The sequence below is a fragment of the Devosia sp. genome, from assembly GCF_017307565.1.
GTDB lineage: Bacteria > Pseudomonadota > Alphaproteobacteria > Rhizobiales > Devosiaceae > Devosia.
In genome coordinates, this window is record NZ_JAFKHD010000312.1 from 1 (window position 1) to 15,678 (window position 15,678).

At 61.9% G+C, this 15,678-nt stretch carries 15 protein-coding genes; 7 read left to right on the plus strand and 8 right to left on the minus strand.

The annotated features are described in order from the left end of the window. From J0I64_RS09760 to J0I64_RS09785, 6 genes are all read left to right on the plus strand, one after another. A partial coding sequence (locus J0I64_RS09760) for a BMP family protein (protein WP_291407600.1) occupies nucleotides 1-775 on the plus strand: 775 nt, incomplete at its 5' end. A gap of 58 nt (nucleotides 776-833) precedes the next feature. Next, entirely contained in the window at nucleotides 834-2,378 is a 1,545-nt protein-coding gene (locus tag J0I64_RS09765) for an ABC transporter ATP-binding protein (RefSeq protein WP_291407602.1), read from the plus strand. After that, the gene (locus tag J0I64_RS09770) at nucleotides 2,375-3,469 is read left to right on the plus strand and encodes an ABC transporter permease (RefSeq protein WP_291407604.1); all 1,095 of its coding nucleotides are present in this window, start codon (nucleotides 2,375-2,377) and stop codon (nucleotides 3,467-3,469) included. The genes J0I64_RS09765 and J0I64_RS09770 overlap by 4 nt, the downstream gene beginning before the upstream one ends. Next, entirely contained in the window at nucleotides 3,466-4,416 is a 951-nt protein-coding gene (locus J0I64_RS09775) for an ABC transporter permease (protein ID WP_291407606.1), read from the plus strand. Before J0I64_RS09770 ends, J0I64_RS09775 begins: the two co-directional genes overlap by 4 nt. A gap of 139 nt (nucleotides 4,417-4,555) precedes the next feature. Continuing rightward, complete coding sequence (gene guaD / locus J0I64_RS09780; RefSeq protein WP_291407655.1) at nucleotides 4,556-5,908, plus strand: guanine deaminase; 1,353 nt, start codon at nucleotides 4,556-4,558, stop codon at nucleotides 5,906-5,908. Nucleotides 5,909-5,969: 61 nt separating this feature from the next. After that, on the plus strand, nucleotides 5,970-6,182 hold the full coding sequence (locus J0I64_RS09785; RefSeq protein ID WP_291407608.1) for a hypothetical protein: 213 nt from the start codon (nucleotides 5,970-5,972) through the stop codon (nucleotides 6,180-6,182). A 2-nt stretch (nucleotides 6,183-6,184) separates the two neighbouring features. On the opposite strand, the gene J0I64_RS09790 is transcribed toward J0I64_RS09785, so the two are convergent. The 8 genes from J0I64_RS09790 to solA all read right to left on the minus strand — a co-directional run bounded on the left by J0I64_RS09790 (nucleotide 6,185) and on the right by solA (nucleotide 13,698). Then, entirely contained in the window at nucleotides 6,185-6,403 is a 219-nt protein-coding gene (locus J0I64_RS09790; RefSeq protein WP_291407611.1) for a hypothetical protein, read from the minus strand. 57 nt (nucleotides 6,404-6,460) lie between these two features. Beyond that, nucleotides 6,461-7,147, minus strand: a complete 687-nt coding sequence (locus tag J0I64_RS09795) for a phosphotransferase (RefSeq protein WP_291407613.1) — start codon at nucleotides 7,145-7,147, stop codon at nucleotides 6,461-6,463. Between the two features lie 160 nt (nucleotides 7,148-7,307). After that, nucleotides 7,308-8,180 (minus strand): 3-mercaptopyruvate sulfurtransferase, encoded by an 873-nt coding sequence (sseA, locus tag J0I64_RS09800; RefSeq protein ID WP_291407615.1) that lies wholly within the window; start codon nucleotides 8,178-8,180, stop codon nucleotides 7,308-7,310. A 91-nt stretch (nucleotides 8,181-8,271) separates the two neighbouring features. Then, entirely contained in the window at nucleotides 8,272-9,603 is a 1,332-nt protein-coding gene (locus tag J0I64_RS09805) for an LLM class flavin-dependent oxidoreductase (protein WP_291407617.1), read from the minus strand. Between the two features lie 67 nt (nucleotides 9,604-9,670). Continuing rightward, the gene (locus J0I64_RS09810; protein WP_291407619.1) at nucleotides 9,671-10,585 is read right to left on the minus strand and encodes a transporter substrate-binding domain-containing protein; all 915 of its coding nucleotides are present in this window, start codon (nucleotides 10,583-10,585) and stop codon (nucleotides 9,671-9,673) included. A gap of 55 nt (nucleotides 10,586-10,640) precedes the next feature. Next, entirely contained in the window at nucleotides 10,641-11,453 is an 813-nt protein-coding gene (locus tag J0I64_RS09815) for an amino acid ABC transporter ATP-binding protein (protein WP_291407620.1), read from the minus strand. Next, complete coding sequence (locus tag J0I64_RS09820) at nucleotides 11,450-12,331, minus strand: amino acid ABC transporter permease (RefSeq protein WP_291407621.1); 882 nt, start codon at nucleotides 12,329-12,331, stop codon at nucleotides 11,450-11,452. The genes J0I64_RS09815 and J0I64_RS09820 overlap by 4 nt, the downstream gene beginning before the upstream one ends. Nucleotides 12,332-12,534: 203 nt before the next feature. Next, entirely contained in the window at nucleotides 12,535-13,698 is a 1,164-nt protein-coding gene (solA, locus tag J0I64_RS09825; RefSeq protein ID WP_291407623.1) for an N-methyl-L-tryptophan oxidase, read from the minus strand. Nucleotides 13,699-13,981: 283 nt separating this feature from the next. Here solA and J0I64_RS09830 point away from each other — a divergent pair, with 283 nt between their 5' ends. Further along, nucleotides 13,982-15,628, plus strand: a complete 1,647-nt coding sequence (locus J0I64_RS09830; RefSeq protein ID WP_291407625.1) for a TIGR04028 family ABC transporter substrate-binding protein — start codon at nucleotides 13,982-13,984, stop codon at nucleotides 15,626-15,628. Nucleotides 15,629-15,678 lie beyond the last annotated feature (50 nt).

The window sequence follows — 15,678 nt, forward strand, 5'->3', positions numbered from 1 at the left end:
CACCGACCAGGGCTATGACGTCGTCATCGCCGGTACCTGGGAAATGACCGGCTTCATGGCCGAACTGGCTCCGGACTACCCGGAAACCAAGTTCATCATTTTCGATGATGCGCCCGATTACTCGACCGGCAATTTCGGCAATATCCTCGCCATCAATTACCGCATCTCGACGGCCGCCTACCTAGCTGGCTACGCTTCTGCCAAGATCAGTGAAACCGGCAAGATCGGTGAAATCCTTGGCGTCGAAGGCGCGACCATTCTCGAATTCGCCGTCGGCTTCGAGCAGGGCGCCAAGGCTGCCAATCCCGATGTGCAGGTGACCCGCGCCGTGGCCGGCACCTTCACCGATCCGGCCAAGGGCAAGGAACTGGCTCTGGCCCAGTTCGCTCAGGGCGTTGACATCGTCTTCCCGATCGCCGGCGGCACCGGTATCGGCGCCCTGCAGGCTGCACGCGACGAGGGCAAGCTTGCCGTCGGCGTCGACAGCGACCAGGCCGCGATCTTCGAAGCCAACGATCCCGCCCAGTCGGCCGTGATCTTCACCTCGGTGGAAAAGAAGGTCGGCGACTCCCTGTTCACCGCCCTGCAGCAGACCCTCGATGGCACGGCGCCCTATGGCAGCAACCTGCTGCTCGGCCTTGCCGATGGCGCCGTTGGCATTGCCAAGAACGCCTATTATGAAAAGCTGGTCCCGGCCGAAGTTCGCGCCGAAGTCGATGCTGAAGAAGCAAAGATCATCTCCGGCGAAATCACCGTCGAAACGGCGATCCAGTAAGTTCATCTTTTCGGCCCCGCCTTCGGGCGGGGCCTTTTTCTGCATGCGGAGTCCGGGCATGGCGCCTCTGCTCGAAGCCCTTTCCATCGGCAAGACCTATCCCGGCGGCACTGTCGCCAATGACGGCGCCAATCTCTCCGTTTCGGCGGGCGAGGTGCATGCCGTCGTCGGCGAAAACGGCGCCGGCAAATCGACGCTGATGAAGATACTGTTCGGCATCGAACAGCCCGATCGCGGTGAAATCCGCCTCGACGGCAAGCCCGTCAATTTCGCCAATCCGCGCGAAGCCATCGACCAGGGCATCGGCATGGTGTTCCAGCATTTCTCGCTGGTTCCGTCCTTCTCGGTCTATGAAAACGTCGTGCTCGGTTCCGAACCGCGCAATGGCATCAGGTTCGATCGCAACGAAGCCATCGCCAGGGTTCGCGAGCTCTCCGAAAAATTCCGTCTCGCCGTCGATCCGCTGCCGCCGGTCGGCCAGCTTCCGGTGGGGCAGCAGCAGCGCGTCGAAATCCTCAAGGCGCTCTATCGCGACGCCAAAATTCTCATTCTCGACGAGCCGACCGCTGTGCTCGCGCCGCAGGAGGTCGAAGAACTTTTCGTCGCCGTTCGTGCGCTGGTGGCTCAGGGGCGCACCGTTATCTTCATCGCCCACAAGCTGCCCGAGGTGTTGGAAATCTCCGACCGCATCACCGTGATGCGTGGCGGCAAGACCGTTGGCTCGGTCAATGCCAGGGATGTCACCGAAGACAGCCTAGCCACCATGATGGTCGGCCGCGAAATCGCCCTGCGCGTTGATCGCACCAAGGGTCGCGGCGACGTCGCCTGCGAGGTCAAGGCGCTCAAACTCACCGCCGAAAGCGGCGCCACTATTGCGCAGGATCTGAATCTAAAAGTTCATGCCGGCGAAATTCTAGGGCTCGTGGGCGTCGAAGGTAACGGCCAGGCCGAACTGCTCGAAGCCATCGCCGGCCTCCGCCCCATCGCCGATGGCGTCGTGTATCTCAATGGCACGAGCCTTTCCCCGCTGAGCGTGCTCGAGCGCCGCGAGCAGGGCCTTGCCAGCATCCCTGAAGATCGCATCGCCCGCGGCCTCGCTACCGGCGCCACCATCGCCGAAAACCTCATCGCGACACGCCTTGCCGACAAGCGTTTCGTACGCAACGGCCTTCTCGACCTCAAGGCGATGAAGGCCAATGCCCTGTCGCTGATCGAGCGCTTCTCCATCCGCTCCGGCGGCCCCGGTTATGCCGTCGGCACGCTTTCGGGCGGCAACATGCAGAAGGTGGTCGTTGCCCGCGAACTTTCGGAGCAGCCCAAACTGCTCCTCGTCAATCAGCCGACCCGTGGCGTCGATCTCGGCGCCACCCAGTTCATCTGGAAGTCGCTTACCGATGCTCGCGATGGCGGCGCTGCCGTGCTGCTGAGTTCGGCCGATCTCTCCGAGCTCCTGGCGCTCTCCGATCGCCTCGTCGTCTTCTATCGCGGCAAGATCGTTGCCGCCTTCGTCAATTCCGACGATCTCACCGCCGAAACGCTGGGCACCTATATGCTCGGCCTTTCGAGCCAGGACCCCGAAACCATGCGGGCAGCCCTCCAATGAGCACCACTTCTCCCTCCCGCTGGAAAGCCGTTCGCCGCGAAGCCGGCCGCGCCCTGACCGCGGTGGTTATCGCGCTTGCCGTGGCGCTGATCGTCATTCTCTGCACCTCGGCCGATCCCGGTGCCGCCTTCCGAACCTTGCTGACGGCGCCGCTCTCGTCCAACCGCACCATGGGCCTCTGGATCGACGATGTCGCCAAGCTGACCCTGACCGGCCTTGCCTTCAGCCTCGTCTTTCAGGCGCGGCAATTCTCCATGGGTGTGCAGGGCCAGGTCTATATGGGCGGTCTCTTCGCCGCCCTCATCGCCATGTCGCCGATCGGCACGACGCCTCTCGCCATTCCGGTCGCCATGCTGGCCGCCATGTGCGCGGGCGCTGTCTATGGCTTCATTCCCGGCTATGCCAAGGCCCGCTTTGGCGCCAGCGAGATCGTCTCCTCGCTGATGCTCAACTACATCGCCATCCTGGTGGTGAACTATCTCATCCGCGCCCATCTCGCGCCCGCCGGCACCGGCCAGCTGATGACGGCAAAGTTCCCCGATACGGCGATCTTCCCCGCCATCATCCCCGGCACGCGCTTCGATCTCGGCATCATCATTGCGCTCGTTGCCACCTTCGCGGTCTGGTTCCTGCTCTACCGCACCAGCTGGGGCCTAAAACTCCGCCTCGTCGGGCACAATCCAAAATTCGCCGAATATGCTGGCATCCGCTCGAGCTTCATCATGGTCTCGGCAATGACCGTCGCCGGCGCCTTTGGCGGCCTTCTGGGTTCCGTCTTCGTGCAGGGCCGGGCCTTCGGCAATCTGGCGCAGAGCTTTGACGGCAACCTCGCCTTCGAAGGCATTCTCATTGCCATCGTCGCCCGCTCGCGGCCTCTTGCCGTGCCCTTCGTGGCACTGGCCTATGGCTATCTCCGCCAGGGCGCCCAGCTCATGGGTATTCGCACCGACGTGCCGACCGAAATGATCTCGGTGGTCCAGGCTATCATTATCCTCCTCGTTGCTTCGTCCTTCTCCCTCCCGGGCAAGAAGTTCTTCATGGGGCTCCTCGGCAAGAAGCCTGCCCCCGCTACGCCGGAAGCCGCCAAATGATCGAACTCCTCGTCACGGTCTTTTCGGCCACCTTCTTCGTCACCGTCATCCGCACCACCACGCCGCTGCTCTTCGCAACGCTCGGCGGCCTGATTTCGGATCTGTCCGGCGCGCTAAACGTGGCGCTCGAAGGCATGATGCTGATTGCGGCGCTCACCGCGGTCATCGTCTCGGTCTATGCGCCCTGGTACGTCGCGGTGCTCTCGGGCGTCGCCGCCGGCGCCATGCTCGGCGCGCTGATGGCGCTGTTCCATCTGCGCTTCAAGGCCGACATCATCCTCGTCGGCTTCGCCGTCAACATCCTCGCGACCGGCGGCACCGTTTTCGCTCTGGCCCAGGCTACGGGCGGAGACAAGGGCACCTCTATCAATCTCCAGTCCAAGGCCGTCCCGGCCGTAAACCTTTCTTTCCTTGAGGCCATCCCGCTGATCGGGCCGACGCTGAAAGCCCTGCTCTCGGGCCACTCGATCCTCTCCTGGCTCGGCGTCTTCATGGTCTTTGCGGTCTGGTATTTCCTTTTCCGCACGCCTTATGGCCTCTGGCTCCGTGGCGTCGGTGAATATCCGGCGGCGCCTGAAGCCGCCGGCATTCCGGTCGGCAAGGTTCGTGCCTGGAGCCTTGTTGCCTCGGGCGCTCTCGCAGGTATCGGCGGGGCTCAGCTCGCCATGTTCAACTATATCGGCTTCACCCGTGACATGACCTCCGGCCGCGGCTTCATCGCCCTCGGCGCGGTGCTGCTCGGCGCCCGCCATCCGGTCGGCGCCATGCTCGCCGCCTTGCTCTTCGGCATTTTCGAAGGCCTTGCCGTGGTGATGCCCAATCTCTTCAACTGGATCCCCGGCGAGATCATCCAGACCATCCCCTTCGTGGTGACGGTCCTCGCGCTGATCCTCTTCTCCTACCGCGCCCAGCGCGCCCTCAAGACAAGGGCCCAAGCCCGAGCATGACCCTGCCTGACGACCTCATCCTTTCGGCCGCCGATGAGGTCGCCATCCGCCAGCATCTGGGGCGCTCGAAGAGACCTGGGATCGGCTCCTCCCCGGCCCTTTCACAAACGAGCGAAACGCACAAGATCGTCTGGTGGACATGAACATTTCCGGCGCAGGCATTATCGGCACCTTCTTCCACGCGCCGACGCGTGAAAAACTGGAGGTGCTGGAAAACGTCCTCATTCGTGTGGATGACACGGGCACGATCATCGACATCCATCCCGCCGGCGATTCCATGCGCACCCTGGTTGAAGCCGAACTCGGTGACCGCCTCCATCGCCTGGCCGACGGCCACTATGGCCTCCCCGGCCTCGTCGATCTCCACATCCACGCGCCGCAATACCCTCAGCTTGGCCTCGCCCTCGATGAGCCGCTTGAAGTCTGGCTGCAAAAATACACCTTCCCGCTGGAAGCCCGCTACGCCGACCTCGATTTCGCTCGCGAGCATTATTCGGTCCTCGTGGAGGATCTTCTCGCCACCGGCACCACGACAGCCCTCTATTTCGCCACCCAACACGAAGCGGCGACAAAGCTCCTCGCCGACATCTGCATCGAAAAAGGCCAGCGCGCCCTCGTCGGCAAGGTGGTGATGGACGATCCCGCCGCCTGCCCTGACTACTATCGCGACGAGAGCGCCGAGATGGCGTTAGCCGAAACCCGCGCTGTCATCGATCACATCCGTACCCATCCCGAAAACGGGGCAGGGCGCGTCCTCCCAGTCATAACCCCACGGTTTATTCCCTCCTGCACCGACGAAGCCCTCGCAGGCCTCGGCGCTTTGGCCCAAGAGTGCGGCTGCCACGTCCAGACCCATTGTTCGGAAAGCGACTGGGCCCACAGCCATGTCCTATCCCGCTTCGGCGTCACTGACGCCGAAGCGCTCGACTCCTTCGGGCTGCTCACGCGGAAGAGCGTCCTCGCTCATTCCAACTTCCTCACGGACCAAGACATGGAACGCCTTGCCGCCCGCGGCGCGGCGGTGGGCCATTGCGCCCTTTCCAACATCTACTTCGCCAATTCCGTTTTTCCGCTGCGCCACGCGCTGGAAAAAGGCGTTCATGTCGGCCTCGGCACTGACATTTCCGGCGGCCCCTCCGCCTCGATGTTCGAAGCCGTCCGCACCACGGTCCAGTCTTCCCGCATGCTCGCTGAAGGCACCGACCCGGACCTGCCATCCGACGAACGCGGCCGTCCCAATTCGGCGATCGATCTCGTCACCGCCTTCCATCTCGCCACGGCCGGCGGCGGTGAGGCCCTCGATTTACCCATTGGCGTCCTCGCTCCCGGCTACCGTTTCGACGCTCTCGCCATCGACACAACGGCGAAGTCGGGCGCCATCCGCCTTTTCGTGGAAACTGACCCGGCCGCGATCTTCCAAAAGCTCATCTATGGAACGACCCGCGCCAATATTGCCCATGTCTGGGTCGACGGCTTGGAACGCACCCCTTGATGAAGGCGACCAACCGGGTCCATGATGGCCCTGGTTTGGTCCCTGGATGAAGGTGACGAGGATGGAGTTCAAGGTGGTTGCGGCCAGCTACGATGCCGCCGCCCAATTGCTCTCCTATACGGCGACGGGGCTGCGCAACGGGCTGAAATTCACCGTGTCTTCGCGCGTGAAATGTCTCAAGGACCCCGGCTCGAAGGAGCGCCTGCATATGGTGGTGCTCCTGGCGCTCACCGACCATTTCAAGCGCCCGAGCCCTTCGGGCCTGCGCTGGTAGCCTCAACGAATACCGCTGGCCTGCAACAGGAAATCGCGAAAATGCCGCACGATCCGCCCTTGATGGATCGCTGAAAACGCCAGGTAGATTTCTTCCCAACACATGCCGACTATTTGCCGGGTTTCGGCCTTGTCGCTCCGGCCGATGCCTTTTCTGGCCTCTCCGACGATATCGTCGCCATCTGGCGGTTCACGTCCAACGTCAGCACGCCGCGCATGCAACCGAAATTCTGAAGACGCCCGACCCTGTGGCCGGTACTGGAGCCTTTCGGAGACTGATTAGAGCCGCGCCGTGACGACGCGATCCAGCGTCGCGTGGTTTCGCACCAGCCATCCCGCACTTCGGCTTCGCCAGACCACAGCCTCCAGCAGCGCCGCGGGATCACTGCTTTGCAGCTCCGGATTGCTCGAAATCTCGTTCGCCGCATTGAGTACGGCAAAGTCCCTGACGCGGTCCATGAACCCCACCCGCTGCGCTGTCGGCAATTCATAGCCATCGAGCAAGAGACGCACCTGTTTGCCCCGGGTTTCCGCGCTCCCCAGCCCCAGCTTTTCGGCGAGGTCGTCGTCAAAAAGCAGTGCATTTAGCCAGGCAGCTTGGGCAAGTTCGACGATGGGATCGACGGGGCCTGCCTCCTCCCAATCGATCAGGGCAACCGGCAGGCCGTTTTGCGCGATGATGTTCCACGCCCCGGTGTCACAGTGACCGATGACGTTTGGTATGCCAATCGTGCGTCCGAACCAGGGCCGCCACACCGCATCGGCGGGCGGCGTGAATGAAGCGGATGTGCGATGCAACCTTCTGAGCATGGCGCCCAGCATCGGCAGGGCTCCATCGCACCAGGGGAAGGGGTGAGGGCTTTCTCCCTCGACGAAGCTCAGCATCTCCCGGCCCTGGTCATCGAAGCCTTGGCCGATGACAGATGGCGCATGCTCGAAGCCTTCAGCCTCGAGATGTTGCAGCAAAGCTACGACCGTCTTGGAGCAGGGAGCGGACTGTCGAAAGACGACATCGCCCTTCCGGGTGACCGTTGATCTTCCGCCAACGAGCGAAATCTCAGCCGTTTCATTGTCTCGCCTTGCCATGTCCTCATTTTGAGGCAGATGGCCCGGAAGGCAAGTGTGTTCATGCGATAGTCGATGGACCCGAGCGCGAGATCAACGAAGCGCTTTCTTCGCGTCCGCCCCACTCGCTCCAGGAGCCATCATAGAGCGAGACATCGGTGCGGCCCAGAATGGCGAGCCCCAGGGACAAGACTGCAGCGGTGACGCCTGACCCACAGGTGGTGACGATCGATTTGGCGTTATCGACGCCATTGCTATCGAAAAGCGCAGCGAGCTCTGCGTCTTGGAGAACATGTCCGGAGGTGGTCAGCAGCGCGGAAAAGGGAATGTTGGTGCTGCCCGGCATGTGCCCGGACGACAGGCCCGGACGCGGCTCGGCGACAGTGCCTGCATAGCGGGCGGCGGCACGAGCATCGAGAATGTGGACATCTCCGGCCTTTACGCGCTCGAGCATGCGCGAGAACGAGGTGATGCGGTGGCCGTCATAGCGTACGCGGACGCTCCCATCCGAAACCTTTGGGGACGGGCCGCGGTCAACGGCGAAACCGGCGCGCGTCCAGGCCGGAAAGCCGCCGTCCAGCACTCGCGCGCGATCGATCCCCGCAAGACGTAAATTCCACCAGGCTCGGGCTGCGCTGAACAGTCCTGCTCCGTCATAGACGACGACCTCGTCACCCTCGTTGATGCCTAGCGAGCGGATCGTTGCCTCAAAATGAGCTGGGGAGGCAAGGGTATGGGGCAGAGAGCTGTCGGGATCCGATGCGGCTTCGATATCGAAGAACTGCGCGCCTGGAATGTGGCCAGCCTCAAACTCGGCGCGCCCATCGCGTCCCTGTGCTGGCAGGTACCACGAGGCATCCAAGACCTTGAGATCGGGCGCGCCCAGTCTGTCGGTCAGTTCTTGCGCTGTAATCAGGTGGGCGGTTCGGCTCATGGTCTGCTCCAGGGTGTTTATGATCAAATGGTACGGCCGGCGGGCCCCGATGCGGCGGGCATCGTTGTGGCCGGCATCGGTGTTCCGATAGTTATCGCGGCGGGACGTCGAGCCCGAGATGCGAGCGCAGCGTGCTGCCTTCGTATTCCCTGCGGAAGAGACCCCGCTCCTGCAGAATGGGCACCACGGCACTGAAGAACAGTTCAGATCCTTCGGGATGGTAAGCTGGCATAACGACATAGCCGTCGCAGGCGTCGGCAAGGAACCGCTCGGTCATCTGGTCCGCGATTTGCTCGGGGCTGCCGGTGACACTCCAGTGCCCGTCGGACCGGCCGGTCAATTTGACGAGCTCGCGCAAGGTCCAACCGTCATTGAGCGTTAAATCGGCGAAAATCTTGTAGCGGCTCTGCCGGCCCTGCACGGCAGACACATCCGGCAGCACATCGCGCGGAATGGGTTTGTCGAGATCGAGCGTACTGAGATCGACGCCCGGTATGTAGCTGTTGAGCTTGCGCAGCGAGGTACCAATATCGATGAAGTTGCCCAGCTCGCGTTCTACGGCCTTCGCTTCGGCCTCAGTGGCACCGATGATCGGGGTGATGCCAAGCAGCACTTTCACCCCGCGCGGGTTACGCCCGGCGCGGGCTACGCGGCTGCGGACGTCATGGGCGAATTCGAGGCTGTCGTCGAGTGTCTGCTGGGCGGTAAAGATGCCTTCGGCGGTTTCGGCGGCAAAGGCGCGGCCGATCGGCGATGCTCCGGCCTGGAACAGCACAGGCCATCCCTGCGGTGGACGCTGGACATTGAGCGGACCGGCAACGTCGAAGAACTTTCCGTGAAAATCGGTGGGCCTGACATCCGCATTGTTGGCGAACACGCCGCTTTCTCGATCGATGACGAGCGTATTTTCGTCCCAACTGTCCCACAGGCGCTTGGCCAGTTCGACAAACTCGGCGGCTTGGGCATAGCGCACGTCCTGATCGGGCAGGGGCGCATTGCCATAGTTCTTTTCACCGGTGGCGGAGGTGACAATGTTCCAGCCAGCGCGGCCGCCGGAAGCGCGATCGAGCGAGGCGAACTGGCGGGCAATGGTGTAGGGCTCGGAAAAGCTGGTCGAGACGCTCGAAACCAGACCCACCCTGCTCGTGCTGGCAGCGAGATAGGCAGTCAGTATGAGGGGCTCGAAGGCATTCAGAACCGGGCCCGCGGCCAGCGCTTTGGGAGCCAGGCTAGGGATGTCGGCAAAAAAGATGGCGTCGATTTTTGCCGCTTCCGCGGCCCGCGCGAAATTCACATAAAAGGCAGGCGTGTTGGCTGCCTCGATGTTGCTTCCTGCGCGCCGCCAGGCCCCCTGGTGGTTGCCGCCGCCGGAAACGAGAACGGCGATATTCATCTGGCTGGGAGTGGGGCGTGCGTTGGGCATGGTCTACCGGTGTCGATGGAGAAGGGCGCCGGGATTCCGGCGCCCGAGGAGTTGAGGTTTCAGAGAGTTAGCTAGCCGGCTTGGGCTGCACCCAGTTGGAGGCGTTCTGGCCGATATTGACCCCAGGAGCGTCAAGGTTCAGATCGGAGATGTTGTAGGCTGCGAGGATTTCGGCATAACGGCCGTTCTCGAAAAGGATCTTGAGCGCTGCGTCGATGGCCGAAGCGAGCTCGGTGTGGCCCTTGTCGACGATGAAGCCGATATAGAGGTCGCCCAGTTCAGGCGCAGGCACAAGGATCTGACCCGGCGTCAGCCCGGCGGCCTCACGGAAGCGGCCGACGGCGGTGGCCGAGATATCGGCGCGCGGCAGGCGACCGGACTGGATAGCCTGGTCCTTGGCGGTTGCGTCCGGAAATTCAATGAAGTTGGCCTTTGGCAGGCCCTTCGCCTCGCACTGAGCAAGAGCCTTGAAGATGATGTTTGTCGTGCCCTGGACAACACCGAGATCACGGCCGCAGAGATCGAATACGGTCTTGATATTGTCCTTTTCCGCGTCATCGATCAGCAACTGGAACGTCAGGCGCGTGTGATCGATGAAGTCGACCTCCTGACGGCGCAGGTCATTGTCGCCGAGGTCACCGAGCGAGACATCGGCGCGGCCGGATTTGACGCCGGCGATCAGCTGCTGGAACGGGGCTTCGGTATAAACTGGCTTGAGGCCGAGAATTTCGGACACTTCGTTGAAGAGGTCGATCTCGTAGCCGGTAAATTCTGTCGTGCCTTCCTTGAAGAAGGAGTGTGGCGCGTAGACAGTCGAAGCGCTGACATTAAGCGTGCCGGCGGCGCGAATGTTGGCGGGGAGCAGTGCGCGCGCCGCTTCGGCTGCGGCGTCCTGGGCAAAGCTGGGCGTTGCCGCGAGTGAAGTTCCGAGCACGAGGGCAAGCGCTGCTGCCTTGATGCTGCTGAGGAGGAGGTTGGTCACGTCGTTTGCTTTCTTGGCAAGATGGGGACAATTCCCCAAACTGGTGCGGCCCGCGCTATTGACGGCGGAAGCCGGAATGGTCCTTGAGGAAGTCCGCAGTGCGTTGATTGGTTGGTCGTCCGAAGACATCGGCAGCTGTGCCATCTTCAATCACGCGACCGGCATCCATCACCGCGATCGTGTCGCCGACTTCCTCGGCAAAGCGCATTTCATGGGTCACGACCACCATGGTCATGCCGTCGCGGGCTAGCGCCTGCATGACATTCAGCACTTCTCCAACAAGTTCGGGGTCGAGCGCGCTGGTGGCTTCGTCGAAGAGCATGACTTTGGGCTCCATGGCCAACGCCCGGGCGATTGCCGCGCGCTGCTGCTGGCCACCGGAAAGCTGGCTTGGATAGCTGTCGTGCTTGTCGGAAAGGCCGACGCGCGCCAGTAATTCAGAGGCAGCCCTAACGGCCTCGGCACGCGGGGTTCCGAGCACTTGAACCGGCCCCTCGATGACATTCTCGATCACCGTGCGATGCGAGAACAGATTGACGTGCTGTGAAACCAAGCCCACGCGCCGCCGGAAGAAGGCGGCTTCTCTGCTGGTCCAGGGGCGCAGGGCGCCGCCGCGCTCCGCATAGCCGACGCGCGTCCCATCGAGTACCACGGCCCCATCGTCAAAATCGGTCAGTCCGTTGAGGCAACGCAGCAACGTACTCTTGCCGGAGCCGGAGGGGCCAATGAGGCAACGTACTTCGCCCTGCCGCACATCGAGGTTGACGTTGTCGAGGACGCGATTTGCGCCGAAATTCTTGGAGAGGCTGCGGACCCGCACCAAGGCTGGTTCGAGCGGCAGGTTAGGGGAGACGCTGATGTGGTTCATCTCGTGGCTCCCGCCGCAAAGCGGCGTTCGAGCAATGTCTGAACGAAGGTGATCAGCACGGTCAGGATCAAATACCAGATGCTGGCAACGATCAGCAGTGGGATGACCTGGTAGTTGCTCGCATAGATGCCCTGAGCACGCGTCATGAGGTCACCGACACCGACAACGGACACAAGCGATGTCGCCTTGAGCAGGTTGATCATGTCATTGCCGAGGGGCGGGATAATCGAGCGGGCTGCCTGCGGTGCGACGACGCGGCGAAACGCCTTTTGCGGGGTCATGCCAAGAGCGATGGCTGCTTCGATCTGCCCTGGCTGCACAGAGAGTAGCCCGCCACGAATGATCTCGCCCATATAGGCGGCCTGATTGAGCGCGAGGGCCACGAGGCAGGCAACGAATGGACTCAGGATGGCGTTTGTGTCGCCAAAAATTCCGATATCTGTAAAGGGAATGCCGAGCCCCAGCCGCGGCAGGAAAGTGCCGAGATTGTACCAGATCAGGATCTGGACGAGCAGCGGCACGGCACGGAAGAGGCCGAGATACCCAATGGCGATCGAGCGGATCAGCGGGTTCTGCGACATACGCATGAGCGCGACAACCAACCCGCCAAAAAGCCCGAAGACGGCAGCGCAGAAGGCGATCGCGATTGTGATCAGCACGCCCTGCAGGATGATCGGTGCGGTCAGGAAGCGCGCGATGGAGTCCCAACGCATGGCCTGATTCGTTGCGATGCCCCAGATGCAATAGGCGAGCACAGCTAAGGCAATTGCCCACACAGCGCCCCCGCGCAGCGTGTGGGCGCGACCTGTTCTGGCAAGGACCGGCCGGTCTTCCAGCGGCAGGACGTCGTCGGTGGTTTTGGCTGCTATGTGGGCCACGTCGATCTACGATAGGAATTAGAGTTATTAAGTCTATCATAGTAGTAGAGTATTTAGTCGGATGGCGTCGAGAAACCCTTTCGCTGCGTATCGCGATGCCGGTAGAAATTCCTTCTGGGATTTCGGCTTGGATGAGTTGAACGTAGCTGAAGGCGCGAGCGCCGGGCGGTCTGGCAGACCAGGTGCCCGACGCCAGCCGTCCGCTAAAAGCGGTCGATGCGGAACGCGCTTAGGTCAATGGCGCTTTGGCCAGTGGTAATCAATTGCGCTGCAGCTTCGCCAATCGCTGCCGAGTGCTTGAAGCCGTGACCCGAACAGGGCGATACGATGAGAACCTTGTCATCGTTGGGGTGAAAGTCGATGACAAAGCCACTGTCAGGGGTGGCGGTATAAAGGCAGGTCACTGCCTTGTGGCGCTGACCCGAAACGCCTCGCAGCCGTGGCGCTACGTGCCGTTTGAACTTATCTTCTGAGGCCGAGAGTGGCACATCGCGGTCGATCTCGTCGGGATTGATGGCGTCGCCATAATACTCATCGGCGATCTTGATCGCGCCCAACCCGTCGATTTCGGGAAAGCCGTAGAAGAAGTCATCGGCGCTTTCCCCATGCGGCCAGATGAAGACCGGGCCGTTCGCCCAGTGCTCTCGCAGTTCCGGGCGAAGGGTAAACCAGTGCATCGTCTGGCGGGTAGGGCTGAGAAAGGTGCTGAACGGCGCGCCCAGCAGACCCGGGGCGCCACTGCCGGCCGAAAGCACCAGCCGTCTTGAGGCGATTACCCCTTGGTCGGTGTGCAATACAACGCCATCGTCCGTATGCTCAATGCGGCTGACAAGAGTATTGGTCAGCGCCGTGCCGCCAAGGCTTTTGCCCAGTTCGAGTTGGGCCGCAACGCAATGCTCGGGCTCCACATAGCCTGCACCGGGCTCGAAATAGCCGATCTCTTCGTCGGCAACATCGAATTGGGGGAAGCGCTGGCGGATTTGTTCGGCGCTCAGGATCTCATGCGCGATGTCGTAGCGTTCCGCGGCCTGTCGGGTGCGCTGGATGAAGCCAGTGCGGCCGGGGCGCTCGGTTTCATCATTGGCGCGGGAGATGACAAGGCAACCCACCTCATGCAGCAGCGAGGCGCCTGTGGCTGCCTCCAACTCCCGCCAGATCTCGTGGCTGCGCATAACCAGCGGCACATATTGCAGGCCTTCGCCGATCGCGCGACGCGTGATGCGACTTTCCCCATGGGTTGAACCCTGGTTGTGCGGAGGCGAGTGGCGATCGATGCCGACAACGTCCACGCCGGCCTTGGCCAATTGGTAAAATGTGGCGCTCCCCATGGCACCAAGCCCCAGAACGGCTACGTCGAACACCCTCATGCCTGTACTTCCCATCGGCTCTGCTTCGTTCTGATTGCTTCGATATCACGCCACGATAATCCGGAAAGTACCGTCGCGGTAAACGAGACCGGTCCCTGCTTGAGCTCTTTCATTGAGTTAAAGATGAGTGATTTGCGCGGCCCGGTTGTCCGACGGAAAAAATCACCCACCCCGAAAATCCTTATAGTCTACGATTTCTATCTACATTCTTGATGTATTGTGGGGGAAGCGTATCGTTTTGTCATGCTTTCTGCCGACGACCGGCAGCATTCAGGGACAAAAAATGACCTTTTCCAGTTTCATTACCCGCCGGACTGCTCTCAAATTGGCGGGAGCCACGGCCCTTTCGGCGACGCTCGCATTCGGAGCCATGGCGCAGGATGCGCCGGTGACGGGCGGTACGCTCGTCTATCTCGAGCAACAGGCGCACACCAATCTCTATCCGCCGTCCGGTGGCTTTTATCCCAATAGCGGCATTCTCAATCAGATCACTGACAAGCTGACCTGGCAGAACCCAAAGACGCTGGCTGTGGAGCCCTGGATCGCTGAATCCTGGGAAGTCAGCGACGACGCCAAGGTCTATACATTCAAGATCCGCCCTGGCGTGACCTTTTCGGATGGCACGCCGGTCGACGCTGCGTCCGTGGCAAAGAACTTCGACACCTATGGCCTGGGCAACAAGGAGCTCGGTTATCCGGTATCCGAAGTCATCAACAACTACGACCACAGCGAAGTGGTCGACGATCTGACCGTCCGCTTCTATTTCAAGGCTTCGGCGCCGGGCTTCCTGCAGGGCACGGCGGTGATCGGCTCCGGGCTGGTCTCGCCGGCGACGCTCGAGTTGCCGTTCAACGACCTGGGCGATGCAACCAAGATCGTTGGGTCGGGCGCTTTCACCGTCGCCAGCGAAACGCTTGGGCAGAGCCTGACGCTGAAGGCGCGTGAAGACTATGATTGGGCGCCCGCGAGCTTTGCGCACCAGGGCCGCGCCTATCTCGACGAGATTCAGTATATCGTCACCCCTGAGGACAGCGTGCGCATCGGCGCGCTGCTCGCCGGCCAGGCAGATATCATCCGCCAGGTGCAGGCCTATGACGAGGCGCAGGTCGAGTCCGTCGGCTACAACGTCATTTCCGCGCCGACCCGCGGGGTGAACAACAACGTCTCCTTCCGTCCGGATAATCCGCTGGTTGCAGACGTCCGTGTCCGCAAGGCGCTGACACATGCGACCAATACCGACGAAATCGTCTCGACGCTATTCTCCAGCCACTATCCCAAGGCGACATCGGTTATCGCTTCCACTGCCCTTGGTTACGTCGACCTCTCCAAGGAACTGACCTTCGATCCCGACCAGGCGAAGACTTTGCTCGATGCAGCCGGGTGGGTGGTCGGTGTCGATGGCATCCGCGAAAAGGACGGTGCCAAGCTTGAGCTCAATGTCTACGAATCCCTGCCGCAGCCGCAGAACCGCGCGACACTCCAGCTTCTGAGCCAGCAGTGGGCAAACGTTGGGGTCAAGCTCAACGTTCTCGCCGGTGATAGCGGCAGCGCGGCCACCGACAATCTCGACCCTGCCAAAACGCCGCTGCGCCCCGCTATGGTCGGTCGCGCCGATCCGGACGTCATCAAGTCCAACTTCTATCCCAAGAACCGCGACGCGCTGCTGCAGAAGGGCGGGCTCTCCGACAAGGTGCAAAGCTTTGTCGACGCCGATCTCAATGCCCTGCTCGAAAAGATCGCCTCCGAACCAAATGCGGAAAAGCGTCTGGGTCTTGCCGGTGACGCGCAGCGCTACCTCCTCGATCAGGCCTATGTGATCCCGATCTTTGAAGAGCCGCAGGTCTTCGCCGGCGCGCCCTATGTGCACGATGTCAGCTTCGATGCCGTTGCCCGCCCGAGCTTTTACAACACCTGGCTCTCGCCCCGGTAACCGACAACGGCCGGTCCCGCGCATGCGGGGCCGGCACCAACGCGAAGGGG